Origin of the sequence: Acidovorax sp. Root217 (genome assembly GCF_001428645.1) — a bacterium.
In the GTDB taxonomy this organism is placed as follows: Bacteria; Pseudomonadota; Gammaproteobacteria; order Burkholderiales; family Burkholderiaceae_C; genus Acidovorax.
Genome location: NZ_LMIH01000042.1, coordinates 54,351 through 69,584, shown reverse-complemented (window position 1 = coordinate 69,584; position 15,234 = coordinate 54,351). Strand labels below are relative to the sequence as shown.

Sequence of the window (15,234 nt, the reverse complement as noted above, 5' to 3'; positions counted from 1 at the left end):
GGTCAACCCACCTGCGCGCCGGAGCGCTTGACCATCTCGGCCCACATGGGCGATTCCTTCTTCGCGCGCTCCATCAGCCGCTCGGCCGGGCCGGGCGTCACTTCGAAGCCGATGGCGGCGTATTTCTCCTGCACGGTGGGCAGGCGCAGCAAGTCGTTGATGGCCTTGTTCAGCTGTGCCACCAGCGGCTTGGGCAGGCCCGGCGGCGCGACGATGCCGCCCCAGGCCACGGTCTCGTAGCCCTTGACACCGGCCTCGGCCACGGTGGGCGTCTGCGGCAGCAGCGGGCTGCGCGCGGCGCCCGTGACGGCCAGCACGCGCACCCGGCCCGACTGGATGTGCGGGGTGATCGAGCTCAGGTTGTCGAACATCACGTCGACCACGCCGCCCATCAGGTCCTGGATGGCCTGGGGGCTGCCCCGGTAGGGGATGTGCGTCATGGACACATCCGCCATGGACTTGAACAGCTCCCCGCTCAGGTGGCCGGTGGTGCCGCTGCCGGCCGATGCCATGCTCAGGTCGCCCGGCTTCACGCGGGCCAGCGCGATCAGCTCCTTCACGCTGTTGGCCGGCAGATCCTTGCGCACCACCAGCGCGTTCTGCACGAAGCCCAGCAGGGCGATGGGCACCAGGGCATCGGGGTCGTAGGGCAGCCTGGCATACAGCGCGCGGTTGATGGCCAGCGTGCCCACGTTGCCGTAGCCCAGGGTGTAGCCATCGGGTGCGGCGCGGAACACGTCCGCCATGCCGATGCCTCCGCTGGCGCCGGGCTTGTTGTCCACCACGAAGGGCTGGCCGATGGACCTGGCCAGCTCGTTGGTGAGGATGCGCACGATGGCGTCGGGCGAGCCTCCAGCGGCCGAGGGCAGCACCAGGCGGATGGGGCGGTCTGGGTAGCTGGCGGCGGCCTGCGCCCACTGCGGAAGCAGTGCGGCGGCGGACGCGGCGGTGGCCGATTGCAGCCACCGGCGGCGGGTGGCTGCAGCGGGCGACACAGTGGGAGAGGGCCGCGAAGCGGGGGAGGTCATGGGCGCATTCCTTTCGTTGTTGAAGGGCTGATCACGGTGGGAATGCTAGAAACCGCCCCCGTTTTGCACAAACCATGTTTTCTGCGGCTACCATGCAAAATGCTCATGCATCTTTGTGGTGAATGGGGTTTTTCATGGCTGCTCGATGCACCTATCATGTGCATACCTCATGGAGTAAAGCATGTACCGTGCCCCTTCGACCATGTCGCTGCTGTGCCTGGAAGCCAGCGCGCGGCTGGGCTCGTTCACCGCTGCCGCGCAGGAACTGCACCTCACCCAGGGCGCGGTAAGCCGGCAGATCCAGGCGCTGGAAGAGCGGCTTGACGTGCGCCTGTTCACTCGCCGGCGCGACGCGCTGGTGCCCACCGACGCAGGCCGCTATTACCTGGATGAAGTCACCCCGTTGCTGCAGCGCCTGGAGCGTGCCACGGTGAACGTGATGGCCTTCAAGGGGCGGGGCGGCGGGCTGGCCTTGTCGGTGGGCGCATCGCTGGGCGCGTACTGGCTGATTCCGCACCTGCCTGCCTTCACCCGCGCGCATGGCGAGATCACGCTGAACCTGAGCACGCGCGTGGGGCCGGTGGACTTCAAGACCGGAGCCATCGACGCCTCGCTGGAGTTCGGCGACGGCCAGCGCCCTCGCCTGCACAGCGACTTCGTGGCTGCGCTGGACCTGTCGCCCTACGCCGCGCCCGCATGGGTAGAGCGCCATGGCGCGCGGGTGGATGCAAGCACACCGCGCGCCGCGCTGCTCAACCACCACACTCTGCCCGATGGGTGGGAGCAGTGGTTCGAATTCGAGCAGATCGGCACCAGCCCGGGGCGCGATGGTCCGCGCTTCGAGATCATGTCCATGGCGCTCAACGCCGCCGTGGCGGGGCTGGGCGTGGTGCTGCTGCCAGCCTACATGGCGCAGGACATGGTGCAGGCCGGCCGGCTGCAGCGCTTGTCCCCCCGCGTGTGGCGCTACGCCAAGGGCTACTACCTGGTCTACCCCGAGGAGTCGGAGCGCTTGCCGGCGCTTCAGACCTTTCGCGCGTGGCTGCTGGGGTTGGCGCGCGAATAGCGCCGGCCCACGGGCCTGCTCACGGTCTCAACAGGGGCCACGAACAGGCGCTTCGCTCAATCGGCGGCGCGGTACCGGTAGTCCACCGGCACGAATGCGTACTTGCCCTTGCCCTCATCCCGCAGGTACCCCACGCCCGGGTAGGGGATGTGCGCCGCAGCCACCATGCGCCGCTCCTTGGCCAGGCGCGCGAACTGCTGCTTGCGCTGCGCCTTGGCATCGTGGGGCACCACGTCGTAGACGATGGTCACGTCCGGCCGGGGCATCTGCACCGCTTGCACATGCAGGATGTCGCCGATGAATTCCAGCGCCTCGCCGCCCTTGCCCTGCAGCACGAAGAAGGCGTGGCCGGGCGTGTGGCCCGGGGTGGGCCGTGAGCGGATGCCGGGTACCAACTCCACCGCGCCGGTGAAGGGGCGCACTTGGCCCGACTTCACGTAGGGCGCCAGGGCCGTGGTGGCCTGCTCGAAATAGGCCTTGTCGTAGCCGCGCACGCCCTGCTGGTTGGCGGGTGCGAGGAAGAAGTCCAGGTCTGGCTTGCCCACGTGGATGGTGGCGTTGGGGAACACGCGCTGGCCCTGCGCATCGACCAGACCGCCGCTGTGGTCGGTGTGGATGTGGGTAAGCAGCACGTCCTGGATTTGCGCGGGCTCCACGCCCGCGGCCTTGAGGCTGGCAACCAGTTGGCCGCCCACGCCCGGGCCGAAGAAGGCGCCGGCGCCGGCATCGACCAGCGCCAGGCGGTCACCGGCATAGACCAGGTAGGCGTTGATCGAGGCCTCCACCGGGTTGGCGAGGAAGCCGCGCTGCAGCAACTGGTCGGTCTGTGCGGGCGTGGTGTTGGTGAGCAGGGTGTGCAGGTCCTGCGGCACCGTACCGTCGGACAGGGCGACGACCTGTACGCCGCCCACGCTGAAGCGGTAGAAGCCGGCCTGTTGGGTGGCGGTGGGAGCGCTGGCCGGGGCGGCAGGCGCAGCGGCCTGGGCGATGGCCAGAGCGGGGCCGAGCAGCGATGCGGCTACGGCCAGGGAGATCAGGGAGCGGCGTGTTGTGGTCATGTCTTGGAATGGATGAAGTGTGCAGACGTCTGGTGAATGGCGGTGGCCTCAGGCCACCCGGCCGTGCTGGAACAGCTGGGCCTTGGCATCGGCATCGAGCTCGGCCTTGAAGGCGTGCCTGGTGGCCAGGGCCATGGCCGCAATGGCGGCGGGCCGGGCATTGAGTTCGTCGAAATGGCGCTTGATGTTCGGAAACTTCGCCCACGCCGCGTCGCCTATCAGGTAGGCCAGGCCGCCGCACCAGCCCCAGAGCGACATGTCGACGATGCTGTAGTGCTCATCACCCAGCACATAGCGGCGTGTGGCCAGCCGTGCGTCGAAAAGCGCCCAGTGGCGCTCGGCCTCGAACAGGTAGCGGTGCAGCGCATACTCCTTGGGTTCGGGGGCGTAGTGGGTGAAATGCACAGCCTGGCCGGTGAAAGGGCCCAGGCCCGTGGCGGCCAGCATCAGCCACGAGAGCATCTCGGCGCGGCCTGCGGCACCGGGCACGCCGAGAAAGCGCCCGGTCTTCTCGGCCAGGTGCAGCAAAATGGCTGCGCTGTCGAACACCACGGCATCGCCATCGACCAGCGCCGGCACCTTGCCGTTGGGGTTGATGGCGCGGTAGGCGGCGCTGTGCTGCTCGCCCTTCGAGGTATCGACGGGCACCATCTGGTAGGGCAGGCCCAGTTCCTCCAGCAGCAGCGCGACCTTGCGCGGGTTGGGGGTGGGGTGGTAATAAAATTGGATCATCTGAAAACTCACAGTCGGTGCGGTGGAAAGGTGCGCAACGATAGGGCGCGCAGGCACTGCAGCGTGAGTCGGAATTGCCGATAGGAGGTATAGGCACCATGGATATCCGGCGTTCCGATCTGCCCTTGTTGATCTCGCTCGATGCGCTACTCGACGAGCTCAACGTCACACGCGCGGCGCGGCGCCTGAACATCAGCCAGCCCAGCCTGTCGGGCCAGTTGGCCAAGCTGCGCGACCTGTTTGAAGACCCGCTGCTGGTGCCCGCCGAGAACGGCCGCGGCATGGTGCCCACGCACCGCGCGCTGGAGTTGAAACCTCGGCTCAGCGAGGCGCTCAACCAGCTGCGCGGTGCCGTGGAGCTGGGCGACAGCTTCGACCCCGCCACCGCGCGCCGCGCCTTCGTCATCGCGGCGAACGACAGCGTGTTCAGCATCCTCGGCCTGGCGGCGCTCGGCCGCATCGTGGGCACCGGCAACCCGGACCTGCGCGTGAGCTTCGTGCCTGCGGCCGACTCCGGGCTGGTGGAGCGCATGGAGCGCGGCGAGGTGGACCTGTACCTGGGCGATGTGGGCAAGGTGCCGGGCCCGCTCAAGTCACGCTTTCTGATGGGCGACCGCTTCGAGATGGCGCAGCGCATCGGCCACCCGCGCGGCAAGGTGGCCGCCACGCTCGACGAATACTGCGGCCTCTCGCATGTGCTGGTCTCGCAGGTGGGCCACCCGCACAGCCAGATCGACGACCTGCTCGCGGCCCTGTCACGCAGCCGGCGCGTGGTGGTCACCGTGCCCAGCTACAACCAGGTGGCCCTGGTGCTCACGCACACCGACTGCGTGGCCACCCTGCCCAGCCACCTGCTGCGCCGCTACGCGCAGATCCTGGAGATACTGCCCGCGCCGTTCGAGATACCGCCCTTCAACCTGGCTATGGCCTGGCATGCCCGCGCGCAGGAAGATGCGGGGCACCGCTGGCTGCGGGAGCTGTTCGTCACGGCCGTCGCAGAGCAGGCAGGTGAAGACGCGGTGGTCTCCTAGATCTTGGGCGCCGGCACGCTGCCCAGCACCTTCTCGATCTCCAGGCCAATGGCCAACAGCCTGCGGTCGCTGCCCACCGGACCGTCGAGCTCCAGCCCCACGGGCAGGCCCGCGCTGGTCAGGCCCGCGGGTACCGAGAGGCCCGGTATGCCGGCATTGCTGCCCGGGTCGGTGTTGCGGATGAAGGTGGCGAATGTGTCCGCATCCGCCCCGCCGTTGACCTTGACGGTGGACGAGCCCTTGGCCCGGTCCATGGGCACGGCGGGCAGTGGCGTGGTCGGGAACAGAAGGGCATCGAACTGGCCCTGCGCAAAGGTGCTGGCATACAGCGCCTGCAATTGCGGCCGGTGCACGGCCATGGCCTCGGGGTAGGCGGCGCCAAAGGCATCGGCGGTGATGGCACCGAAGGCGCCCTGCACGTCGGGGCTGGCCACCTTGGCCGCGACCTCGGCCACCGTCTTCACGGGGGCGTTGTTGGCCGCAAGGTAGGCGGGCAGGTCTGCCACGGGCTCGTGCAGCGCGATCTGGAACGACATCTTTTCGTTGAGTGGCAGCAACTGCGCCATGTCCACCTCCACCAGCGTGGCGCCGGCCGCGCGCAGTTGGGCCAGGGCGGCGTTCACCACCGTGGCCAGCGAGGCATCGAGCCCCGCCCACAGCGGGCGCGGCAGGCCCAGGCGCACGCGGGACAGCGGCATGGCGGGCAGGCTGGCCTCGCCGGTGATCACCGCATCGAGCAGCGCCACGTCGGCCACGGTGCGGCCCATGGGGCCCACGGTGTCGCGCGTGTGGCTGATGGGCACCACAGCCAATGGGTCGTGGTAGCGCCGCTCGGCGCCGCCATTGCCCACCGAAGGGCGCAGGCCCACGATACCGCACAGGGCGGCAGGTACGCGGGTGGAGCCGCCCGTGTCCGTGCCCAAGCCGGCCGCCACCATGCGCGCGGCAATGGCTGCGGCCGTGCCGCCCGACGAGCCTCCGGGGATGCGCGTGGGGTCGTAGGGGTTGCCCACGGCGCCGGCGAACGGCGAGAAATTGGTGCTGGTGATGCCGAAGGCCAACTCGTGCAAGTTGGCCTTGCCCAGCACGATGGCGCCCGCGTCAATGAGCTTTTGCAGCGAGGGCGCCGTGCGCGGTGGCTTGAATCCCTTCAGCGCGGGCGTGCCTCCGGTTGTGGGCAGGTCGGCGGTGTTGATGTTGTCCTTGGCCACGATCACCAGGCCGGCCAGCGGGCCGAGTGGTGCACCCGAGGCGCGCGCCGCGTCGATGCGCCGCGCGGCGGCCAGGGCACCGGCTTCGTCGAGTGTGATGAGGGCGTTAAGCGACCGCAGCGCCTTGGCGCGCGCCACCAGCGCGGCCACATAGTCCACGGCCTTGAGTTGGCCGCCCTTGATCTGCGCGATGGCCTGCGTTGAGGTCAGCTGGGTGAGGTCCGATGGCGTGGATGCCGTGCTCGCGCAGGCGGCCAGCCAGGCGGGGGCGGTGAGGGTGCCGGCCAGGGCGCCAGTGCGTTGCAGAAACCGGCGGCGGGGCTGGGGCGAGGGGTGGCTCATGAAGACGCTCCTGAAGGTCGAAACTCGAAGCCTTCAGGTTATCGGCGCCTGGCCGGGCGCGGTATCCCCAGGATTGAGGAGGCGTGCCCCCAACGGGACCAGCCTTCCCTCACAGAAAAAGAACGACGCGCTCGCCCGCTGCGCGTGAGCAACAGGCCATCATGCGCTGGTTGGCCTGGCGCTCGGTCTTGGTCAGCACCTTGTCGCGGTGGTCGATGTCGCCGCTGGCCACCTGCACCTCGCAGGCGCCGCACAGGCCCTCGCCGCAATCGCAGGGCACATCGACGCCCGCTGCCTGCAGCGCCTGCAGCAGGGTCTGGTGGCGGGGCACCTCGATGGTGAGGCCCGAGTCCTTTAGCTCGGCGACGAAGGCGTGCTCCTTGCTCGGGTCGAGCGCTGCGTTGTCGGTGCTGAAGTGCTCGAAGCGCAGCACGCTCTCGGGCCAGTGCTCGCCCAGGGTTTCGAGTTCGGCGATCAACCGGTCCGGCCCGCAGGCATAGACGCGGGTGGCGCCGTCCACATGCCGCAGCATCGCGGGCAGGTCCATGCGCTGGCCCTCGGTCTTGATGTGCAGGGTGGCGTGGCCGGCATGGTCCTTCAGTACCCGGCCCAGCAGCGCCATGTTCTGGCGCGAGCGGCCCGCGTAGTGCAGCGCGTAGGGCAGGCCCAGGGCCTTGAGTCGGTCGGCCATGGCGAGGATGGGCGTGATGCCGATGCCTGCGGCCAGCAGGATGTGGTGAGTGCCCGCTTCGTCAACGCGAAACAGGTTCTTCGGCCCGGCCAGCTGCAGTTCGTCACCGGGCTGCAAGGTGTCGCAGAAGTGCCGCGATCCACCTCGGCCGCCTTCTTCACGCTGCACGACGATCTCGTAGCAGCCGGGGTGGGCGCCAGATCCGCACAGCGAGTACTTGCGGCGGTGGCCCCCGGCGATGAGGTCGATGTGCGAGCCCGCACTCCAGGCCGGCAGGGGCGTGCTGCCGGCCGCGGCGATCACGAAGCGGTAGAGGCCTTCGCCCTCGGCGATCTTGTCCTTGAGCACCACCGCGCGGGCAATGCCGTCCTTGGGCGGCGGGCCGATCTGGAACCTGGCGAGGACGGCAGGCGCCTTGTCGGCCTGGCGCTCGGGGTTCTGCAGCGGATCCCACTGCACCCACAGCGCCGACGGGCCGCGGAACGAGGTGTTCGAGAGGAACTCGAACTGCTGCCCTTCGACGAGCGCGATGTGCGGCAGGCGGCGCACGAACTCTTCGAGGAAGATGCGCATCTGCATGCGCCCGATGTTCTTGCCCATGCACTGGTGCGCGCCGTAGCCGAAGGTCAGGTGCTCGACGGCGTTTTCGCGGTGCAGGTCCACGCGGTCGGGGTCTTCGAAGTGGCTGGCGTCCGCATTGGCCGATGCCTGGAACAGCAGCAGCTTGCCGCCCTGCGGGATCTTCACGCCGCCGACCTCGGTGTCGCGTGTGGCCATGCGCCGCCAGGCGATGATGGAGCCCGCCACGCGCAGGCATTCCTCCACCGCGTTGGGGATCAGCGCGGGCTGCGCGCAGATCTCCTCCCACGCATGGCGGTGCGACAGCAGGGTCATGAAGGCGTTGGCCGTGGCGTTCGACGTGGTCTCGTGCGCGGCGGCCAGGATGGCCATCATCATCGAGCGCAGGTACGACTCGGTCACGATGTCCGGGTGCGCGTGGTGCTGGCGGATCGAGTCGTACATCCAGCCTTGGCCATCGGGCTGGGCCATCATGGTGTCCAGGATGCCCTGAGCGGTCTGCCAGAAGCGGCCCACGTTGTGGGCGATCTCCAATTGCTCCTGCGCCGTGGGCCGGCCCCAGGTGTTCAGGGTGTGCGCCACCGCGAAGTTGCGCAACTGCTCTGCCCCTTCATCCGGCACCCCGAGGAAGTGCAGCGCGATGGTCAGCGGAATCTCGTAGAACATGTCGGCCACCAGGTCCGCACGCCCCTTGTCGACAAAGCGGTCCATGTACTTGCGCGCGAGTTCGCGGATGGGCTGCTCGTAGTCCATCAGGCGCTCGGGCATGAAGGCGTCCATCAGCAGGCGCCGGCGCGCCATGTGGTCCGGCTCGTCCTCGTTGACCATGGTGCGGTTCATCGCGAAGCCATAGCTCTTGAGGATGGCCAGCACCTCCTCGGTGGCGGGCGTGATCTTTTCGAGCGCGACCGAGGGCGAGAACAGGATGTTGTCGCGGAACACCGCCTTCACGTCCTCGTAGCGCGTCACCACCCAGTAGCCCAACTCGGGGCTGTAGAAGACAGGCTCCTCCTCGCGCGCCCAGCGCACCACCTCGGCCGGGTTTTGCTGGTAGCTGGCGGCGAACGGGTCGAACGCCGCCGCGCGCGCGCTCACGGGGCAGCCCGTGGGGCTTTTCTGGGCGGCGGCCATCGCGGCATGGTCGACCGGGCAGCGGGAGGCGTTGGCGGGGGCAGTCATCGTAAATCTCCTTTCGCGTAAATGTATTACGCAATGTAGCGACAATGATTCGGGTTTACCCTGGGTTGCCTTGGTAGCCCATGGCGCGGCTGATGAGCCGCGCTTCCTGCAGCAAGGCGGGGCAGATGGCGCCGTCGGGCCGCAGGTCGAAGCCGCCCGTGGCGCCCAGGGTGGTCAGGCAGGCGCACACATTGCCGGTGGCGTCGAAGACCGGCGCCGCTAGCGCGCTGATGCCCTTGAGCAGCGAGTCATTGGCCATGGCCCAGCCCCGCGCCCGCACCTGCTGGCGCAACTGCTCGACCGGCCGCGTGCCATCGAGCTGCGAACGCCTGTCTGCCGAGGCCTCGGCCAGCTCCTGCTCGGCCATGTCGATCACCAGCCGGTCGCTGGAAAAACCCAGGAACACCCGGCCCGTGGCCGACCACAGCGTGGAGAGCACCGAGCCCGCGCGGATGTTCACCGTGACGGGCAGGATGGGCTCTTCCATGCGCAGCACGGTGGCCCCCTTGTTGCCCATGACGGCCAGGAAGGCCGTGACCTCCAGCGCCTGGCGCAGCCGCTGCAGGGACGCCTCGCCCAGTCGGATCGGGTCGCACTGGCGCAGGGCGGCCAGGCCGATGGCGATCGACTCCTGGGCCAGGTAGTAGTGCTGGTTGACGGGCGACTGTTCGACAAAGCCCTGCTGGCACAGGCTGGCCAGGTAGCGGTGCACCTTGGCGGGGCTCTCGTCGACCTCGGCGGCCGTCGCGGTCAGGCTTGCGGCGCCGCCCAGGCGGGTCAGCGCCTTGAGGACGCTGAGCCCCATTTCGGCCGATTGGACGCGTTGCCGGCGGTCGGCAACACGGCCGTTGGAGGAAGGTGTAGTCATGGTGTCTTGGTCGAAAACCTAGGGTAAACGCTGCCCCAGTCTATTACGCATAGCGGAGTAACATCACGCAGATATTAATCCCCTGAGGTGCAGACATGTTGAAGAATCGTCGCCTGTTGGCTGGAATGCTCGCTCTGCCGGCATTGCTGGCATGGGCCGGCCCGGCCAGCGCGCAAACCTACCCGGCCAAGGCCATCCGCTGGCTGGTGCCGTACCCGGCGGGCGGCGGGTCCGATTTTCTCGCGCGCACGGTGGGCCAGCAGCTGTCGACCCAGGTCGGCCAGCCGGTACTGATCGACAACAAGCCCGGTGGCAACACGGCCATCGCCGCCGTGGAAACGGGCCGCGCCGCGCCCGATGGCTACACCATCCTGTCGGCCGACAACGGCACCATGGTGTTCAACCCCGCGCTGTACAGCAAGCTGACCTACAACCCCAGCAAGGACCTGTTGCCCGTGACGCTGATGGGCAAGTTCCCGATGATCCTGGTGGTCAACCCGGGCGCCGACTTCAAGGACGCCAAGGACTTCGTCGCCAAGGCCAAGGCCAAGCCCGGCGCCATGAGCTTCGGCTCGGCCGGCGCGGGCAGCCCGCACCACCTGGCGATGGAGCTGCTCAAGGTCGATGCCGGCCTGTTCATGACCCACATCCCCTACCGCGGCGCTGCGCCGGCGCTCACGGACTTGGCCGGCGGGCAGATCCCCGCCATGATGGTCGACCTGGCCGCCGGTGGCGCCTTCATCAAGGCCGGCAAGGTGCGCCCGCTGGCCGTGGCCAGTGCCAAGCGGCTGCCGCAGCTGCCCGATGTGCCGACCTTCGCCGAACTGGGCTTCAAGAACGTCGAAGCGTCTGCCCAAGTGGGCATCGTCGCACCCGCAGGCACACCGGCGGACGTGGTGGCCTCGCTGCAAAAACAGGTGGCTGCGGCCATCAACCAGCCTGCGGTCAAGCAAAAGCTCATCGACTTCGGCATCGAGCCCGTGGCCAGCACGCCGGCCCAGTATGCGGACCTGATCCGCACCGAGACGGACCGGTGGCACAAGCTGATCAAGGCGCAGCGCATCACCCTGGACTGAGCTGTTAGCTTGGCTGCGACCCGCCGTGGCGTTCCGTTGGCGGCGGGCTGAGGCGGTCAGAAATGCTGCGGGGGCTCGAGTCGCCCCCCCGCGCACCACCAATGGATTTGGCGCAGTTTCACTGAGTCATGCAAAAGCCCTGTTTCCCTATGGAACAGGCCTTTTGCCATGATGGATGCAGTCAGCGAGAACGCTTTAAATTACTGGAATTTTATCCAGTGTTGCATGGCGATCCCGCGCGGAATCTCGCGCGAGGAGGTGGACGGGAATGGCGTACTAGACGAAGGTCAAGGGCGGCGTTCGGGTGCAGGTTGAGCGGCTGGGCATCCGGCTGTCCAATAGGCTGCCAACGAAGCCCAGGCTGAGGCCTGGGCCATCGCCGAAGAGGCAGCGATCCTGGCCGGCAAGCGCAACCAGTTCCACCGGCGCACGCTGCGCGAGGCCGTCAAGCGCTACCAGGCCGGGGTTACCGGCGAGAAGGCCGAGAAGAAGCCCAAGGTGGCCAGGGCAGACAACCTGCGGTTTGAGGCCTGGCTGCGGGACTACCCTGACCTGGCTAACAAGGTGTTTTGAGAGATTATGGGCGATGACTTGGCCGCATGGCGAGACGCGCGGCGCAGCAGTTTCGGCCCATCTGGACCCTGGCGATCAAGAAATGGAAGTGGGCGGGCGCCAGCCTCTAGAAGGACATCACGCTGCCGCCCAAGGGGCACGCAAGGCGCAAGAAGACGTTGTGACAGCAGATTCGCCAGATCGTGCCCTCGGGCGGTTATCGCACCGGACGGCCGCCGGCGCCGCCGCAGACAGAGACGATGTGGGCCTACTTGGTGGCCCTCCACACCTCGATGCGCTCGGCCGAAATCCTGCGCATGTCACGGTCCACGGTGGACCTGAAGCGGCGGGTCTACCACCTGGTCAGGCACAAGACCGATGACGATGTAGGTGACCGTATCGTGCCCCTCACTAGGCGCGTGGGCAAGCTGCTAGGGGTGCTAGATGCGGCTGCTGCGGCCAAAGATGCTTATTTCACAGTGACCGACGAAAGCCGGGACGTGAATTTTCGGAAGGTTCGAGACCGTTTGATAGTCAAGGGGCTGACCTTCCATGACAGCCGGGCAGCGGCGTTGACCTGGCAGCTAAGTAAGCGCTCCGACGTGATGACGCTTGCGAAAATAAGTGGCCATAGAAACATCCAAGAACTCTTCAACACTTACTAGCGCGAGACCGAGGAGGAGATTGCGGCACGGCTCTAACTGGCATAGGCACATTTGCAGCTTTTCGTATGGCTTCTGTTAAGAGATGGACGTTTGTAGAAGGATCACCTTTTGGATGGGGTGTGCCTTCTCCTTCCCTATTGATGATCGCTTTTTCGGAATTATTCACTGCGGCTTCATACTTGTCCATTATTTCTGATGGGCAAAATATTGGATTTTTATCATGGTGGTATGTAGGTATTTTTTTAGTTAGAGCTTTGTGTACCGCGTGATGGTGGCCTGGCTTGGCGTAACAGCCAAAGTGCATCAGGCCCCACAACTCAAAGCATGGATTGGAGTGGGCGACTTTGATGTTGTTTGCCTCGGCCTGTTGAAATGCTTCGCTAATCATGGCTGAAGTAAAATTATCGCGATCAAACAAGGCCCATACTTCGAATATTTCGAAAGAGTTATTGTTTTTCTTTGTCTCACGCTGTTTTGATTTGAACTCTTCGATTGCTCGCTCGACAACAGAGGTGGGAACGCCTGCCTTTTCAATGATGCGAATGTCCAGAAGGGGATAGTGCCACAAATCCTTGAGTTTTCTGAAATAGTATGGCTCTGTTATTTCCCCTTCTGAAACAATAATAAATTGAGTTTTAGGTTTGCGACCCTTACCTATAGATCGTTCGAGAGGTTTTACAGCTGGCGTTGTACGAGCCATCATCGATACTCCTCGGAGATGTAAGGGATGGCGCCAAATCGACCCTGAATGTAACCCTTTTCGATATTGTCGGTGTTCTTTGTTGGTATCTCCACGAGCGGGTACACAACTGAAGCCCCGTCGCGCGATTTTTCTGAAAACCAAATTTCATCACGCCTCAAAACTTTATCGTTCAGAAGATTCGTGTCGTGAGTTGAGAATAACAACTGGGCACCCCTTGGATTCGATTTTTTGTCCGCAAAGAGTGTGATGATATTTCGCGAAAGTAAAGTGTGCAAAGTGGTAGTAATCTCATCCAAAATTACTATTGAGCCGGATGAAAGGGCCTTGACAATAGCTGGCACCAATATCATCAATTCACGTGTCCCGGAGCTTTCGGTTTCAAATTTGAGAGCTTTTGTCCCGCCGCTTTGAGCCAAGTGGCCAAGCTTTCCCTCAAATGTTGTTGCCGGGGGCTTCATCTCTGCATCTATCACTTTTGACATGAAACCGTAAAACTCAGTCAATGTCTCAGATGGCTCGTTGGGGCGTTCTTCAGTTTGTATATTGACTACACCTGTGTCCGCATGTCTTAAAAACTCTTCTGTGCGGGATTTAAGATTAGGGTCCTTGTGTAATTCCTCGAATATGTCTGACAATGGCTTTTTTCGACTAAGAAAGAATATTTTGTCGCAGACGAAATTATAAATTTCGTCTAGCTGCTTATGGCCTGAGGCATGTGCTGTAGATAGAAATAAGACATCTTTTTTCGTTACATTTTCAACCGATTTGTTGCTGCCTGATAACGATCGACCGTAATCTATTGACTTATTATTCTTGTCGCGATGAAACCAAAGTTGTTGGGCTTGTTTTGGGAACGCGTAAAGCCACTCTTGGTGAATTTGAGTTGCGTCGTAGGTAAATCCGTATTGATACCGAACTTCGTTATGAATGAAATCGATTGCAAACTTAGTTGGCTTCTCGCCGCTGCTCTCATCCAGCTCAAATGGATCATAAGGAAGAGTTTTTCCTGTCATCTTAAAAGAGCTGGCCACCATGTTTCTAAACATTCTCAACGCATGGAGTACGTTAGATTTGCCACTGGCATTGGCGCCGTAGAGCACTAGAAGCGGCAAAACACCGTGCTTGCTGTACTTTGTCTCGATCAGATCTTGGTCCCGATCTTTCAGCGCTGTTCCCATCAGCGAAACCTCTGTTTCGTCTCTGATGGACATGAAGTTCTCTATCGTGAAGCGTAGAAGCATAGGTAAGCCTGTCGAAAAAAGTCGTTTTTATCCAATTTTTGGATTTTTTAGAGTGTACATGACTCGATCCAGTGGCGGAGGCTGCGATGGCTATCGCTTGCAGCTTGGACGTTGTCTGTTCAAAAGCCACCCTTGAACTTTGAGAAAGCTCCACCATCGCATACGCTCGGACAGGTCGATTGCGGGTGCGGGAAAGTCGGACAGTTTGGTCACGCGGTTGGTGGCATGCGCGCGCCTGCAGCCCAGCAGATGCGCGATGTCGGCGGTGTTCAGGGCAACGTCGCCCTTGCAGAGGATCGGCCGCGGAATAGCCCGCAAGGTGGTTTGCTGGGGTTGCTGGTCGGGGTGAAGGGCAATAACGGCCATGGTTTCAAGCGGCTAGGGCGGCCAGATCGGTGTTGGAAACTTGGATGACGCGGCCGCCGGCGCTAAGGTTGGCGCCCTTTAATTTGGTGACTACGGCATGCAGCTCGCCGGCGCTGAGTTGCTGCAGCTGGTACTCGTGCAGGCGCACGGCCGTGTGCAGCTGGTACTCGTGCAGGCGCACGGCCGTGGCTGGGGCGTCGAGCTCATAGAAGTAGAGCGGGGTGCGCTGCCAAGAGGGGCCGCAGCGGCAACGCATAGCAATGGTGTCGCAGGCGTCGATTGCGCTGGTGAAGTGGTCGGTCAGTCCGCGCACGATGCCGGTGCGCTCGATGGCTTGGGCGATGCCCAGGCAGCTGTGCATGGTGTCGTCCTGCAGCTCTGTGGCCACGCCCTCGCGCAGGGCTTTTAGGCACAAGCGCAAGGGTCCATCACGGTGGCGCGCTCGGCGTCTGTCAGCCGAGCGGCACGGCACGGCACAGCGCAGTGCCGAACACGTTGGTATGGATCACGCGCGGCTTGCAGGGTTTCATGCGCCCGAGCCCATGGCGCGGCGCAGGAGTCCCCGTCCAACGCCTGTTGCGCGGCTAGGATGTGGACGTGGGTGGCCTACTGCATCGGCGATGTTCATCGCGCTCACCACGTGGGCCCATTGCAGCTCTGTGGTCACGGCTTCACGCATGGCGCGGAAGCCGGCGTGGCCGGGGCGCATGACTTGGACCACCTGGTGGCGCTGCAGCTTCATGGCGACGATGGCAAGCAGGAGGCTGTGAGGCGCTTGCCCTGTCTGCGTGGATTCCGCCCGCTTGCGCGATCATCTCCATTTCGGGGCCCTTGAAGGTATTGGTG

The 15,234-nt window shown here is 64.5% G+C and carries 15 protein-coding genes; 4 read left to right on the top strand and 11 right to left on the bottom strand.

Annotated elements, in window-relative coordinates; all coding sequences use genetic code 11:
• Window positions 1–2 precede the first annotated feature (2 nt).
• On the bottom strand, window positions 3–1,028 hold the full coding sequence (locus ASE31_RS28860; protein WP_057206377.1) for a tripartite tricarboxylate transporter substrate binding protein: 1,026 nt from the start codon (window positions 1,026–1,028) through the stop codon (window positions 3–5).
• A 181-nt stretch (window positions 1,029–1,209) separates the two neighbouring features.
• On the opposite strand from ASE31_RS28860, the gene ASE31_RS28855 reads away from it, so the two are divergent.
• Window positions 1,210–2,094 (top strand): LysR substrate-binding domain-containing protein, encoded by an 885-nt coding sequence (locus ASE31_RS28855; protein ID WP_057206375.1) that lies wholly within the window; start codon window positions 1,210–1,212, stop codon window positions 2,092–2,094.
• A gap of 56 nt (window positions 2,095–2,150) precedes the next feature.
• Here the strand turns inward: ASE31_RS28855 and ASE31_RS28850 are convergent, their stop codons facing one another.
• Together ASE31_RS28850 and ASE31_RS28845 are read right to left on the bottom strand one after the other, a co-directional pair.
• Complete coding sequence (locus ASE31_RS28850; protein ID WP_057206373.1) at window positions 2,151–3,152, bottom strand: MBL fold metallo-hydrolase; 1,002 nt, start codon at window positions 3,150–3,152, stop codon at window positions 2,151–2,153.
• 48 nt (window positions 3,153–3,200) lie between these two features.
• Entirely contained in the window at window positions 3,201–3,884 is a 684-nt protein-coding gene (locus ASE31_RS28845) for a glutathione S-transferase family protein (RefSeq protein WP_057206370.1), read from the bottom strand.
• A 98-nt stretch (window positions 3,885–3,982) separates the two neighbouring features.
• Between ASE31_RS28845 and ASE31_RS28840 the strand changes: the two genes are divergently transcribed.
• Window positions 3,983–4,915 carry a LysR family transcriptional regulator gene (locus tag ASE31_RS28840; protein WP_057206368.1) on the top strand — a complete coding sequence of 311 codons (933 nt, stop codon included), beginning with the start codon at window positions 3,983–3,985 and terminating at the stop codon, window positions 4,913–4,915.
• Here the strand turns inward: ASE31_RS28840 and iaaH are convergent.
• From iaaH to ASE31_RS28825, 3 genes are all read right to left on the bottom strand, one after another.
• Complete coding sequence (gene iaaH / locus ASE31_RS28835) at window positions 4,912–6,468, bottom strand: indoleacetamide hydrolase (RefSeq protein ID WP_235514801.1); 1,557 nt, start codon at window positions 6,466–6,468, stop codon at window positions 4,912–4,914. The genes ASE31_RS28840 and iaaH overlap by 4 nt on opposite strands.
• Before the next feature lie 109 nt (window positions 6,469–6,577).
• Entirely contained in the window at window positions 6,578–8,917 is a 2,340-nt protein-coding gene (locus ASE31_RS28830; protein WP_057206366.1) for a cytochrome P450/oxidoreductase, read from the bottom strand.
• Between the two features lie 55 nt (window positions 8,918–8,972).
• A complete protein-coding gene (locus ASE31_RS28825; protein ID WP_057206364.1) occupies window positions 8,973–9,785 on the bottom strand; it encodes an IclR family transcriptional regulator in 813 nt (270 codons plus the stop codon).
• 95 nt (window positions 9,786–9,880) lie between these two features.
• Here ASE31_RS28825 and ASE31_RS28820 point away from each other — a divergent pair, with 95 nt between their 5' ends.
• On the top strand, window positions 9,881–10,861 hold the full coding sequence (locus ASE31_RS28820; protein WP_057206362.1) for a tripartite tricarboxylate transporter substrate binding protein: 981 nt from the start codon (window positions 9,881–9,883) through the stop codon (window positions 10,859–10,861).
• A gap of 812 nt (window positions 10,862–11,673) precedes the next feature.
• Complete coding sequence (locus ASE31_RS32905) at window positions 11,674–12,078, top strand: tyrosine-type recombinase/integrase (protein ID WP_235514800.1); 405 nt, start codon at window positions 11,674–11,676, stop codon at window positions 12,076–12,078.
• Here the strand turns inward: ASE31_RS32905 and ASE31_RS31330 are convergent.
• The 5 genes from ASE31_RS31330 to ASE31_RS31975 all read right to left on the bottom strand — a co-directional run bounded on the left by ASE31_RS31330 (window position 12,065) and on the right by ASE31_RS31975 (window position 15,130).
• Window positions 12,065–12,781 (bottom strand): RloB family protein, encoded by a 717-nt coding sequence (locus ASE31_RS31330; protein ID WP_082604415.1) that lies wholly within the window; start codon window positions 12,779–12,781, stop codon window positions 12,065–12,067. The two genes, ASE31_RS32905 and ASE31_RS31330, sit on opposite strands and share 14 nt — an antisense overlap.
• Window positions 12,778–13,992 carry an ATP-binding protein gene (locus tag ASE31_RS31325; RefSeq protein WP_162261446.1) on the bottom strand — a complete coding sequence of 405 codons (1,215 nt, stop codon included), beginning with the start codon at window positions 13,990–13,992 and terminating at the stop codon, window positions 12,778–12,780. The genes ASE31_RS31330 and ASE31_RS31325 overlap by 4 nt, the downstream gene beginning before the upstream one ends.
• A gap of 120 nt (window positions 13,993–14,112) precedes the next feature.
• Entirely contained in the window at window positions 14,113–14,388 is a 276-nt protein-coding gene (locus ASE31_RS28810) for a hypothetical protein (RefSeq protein WP_057206360.1), read from the bottom strand.
• Between the two features lie 4 nt (window positions 14,389–14,392).
• Complete coding sequence (locus ASE31_RS28805) at window positions 14,393–14,809, bottom strand: hypothetical protein (protein WP_235514799.1); 417 nt, start codon at window positions 14,807–14,809, stop codon at window positions 14,393–14,395.
• Window positions 14,810–14,914: 105 nt separating this feature from the next.
• A complete protein-coding gene (locus ASE31_RS31975) occupies window positions 14,915–15,130 on the bottom strand; it encodes a hypothetical protein (RefSeq protein ID WP_157412696.1) in 216 nt (71 codons plus the stop codon).
• Window positions 15,131–15,234 lie beyond the last annotated feature (104 nt).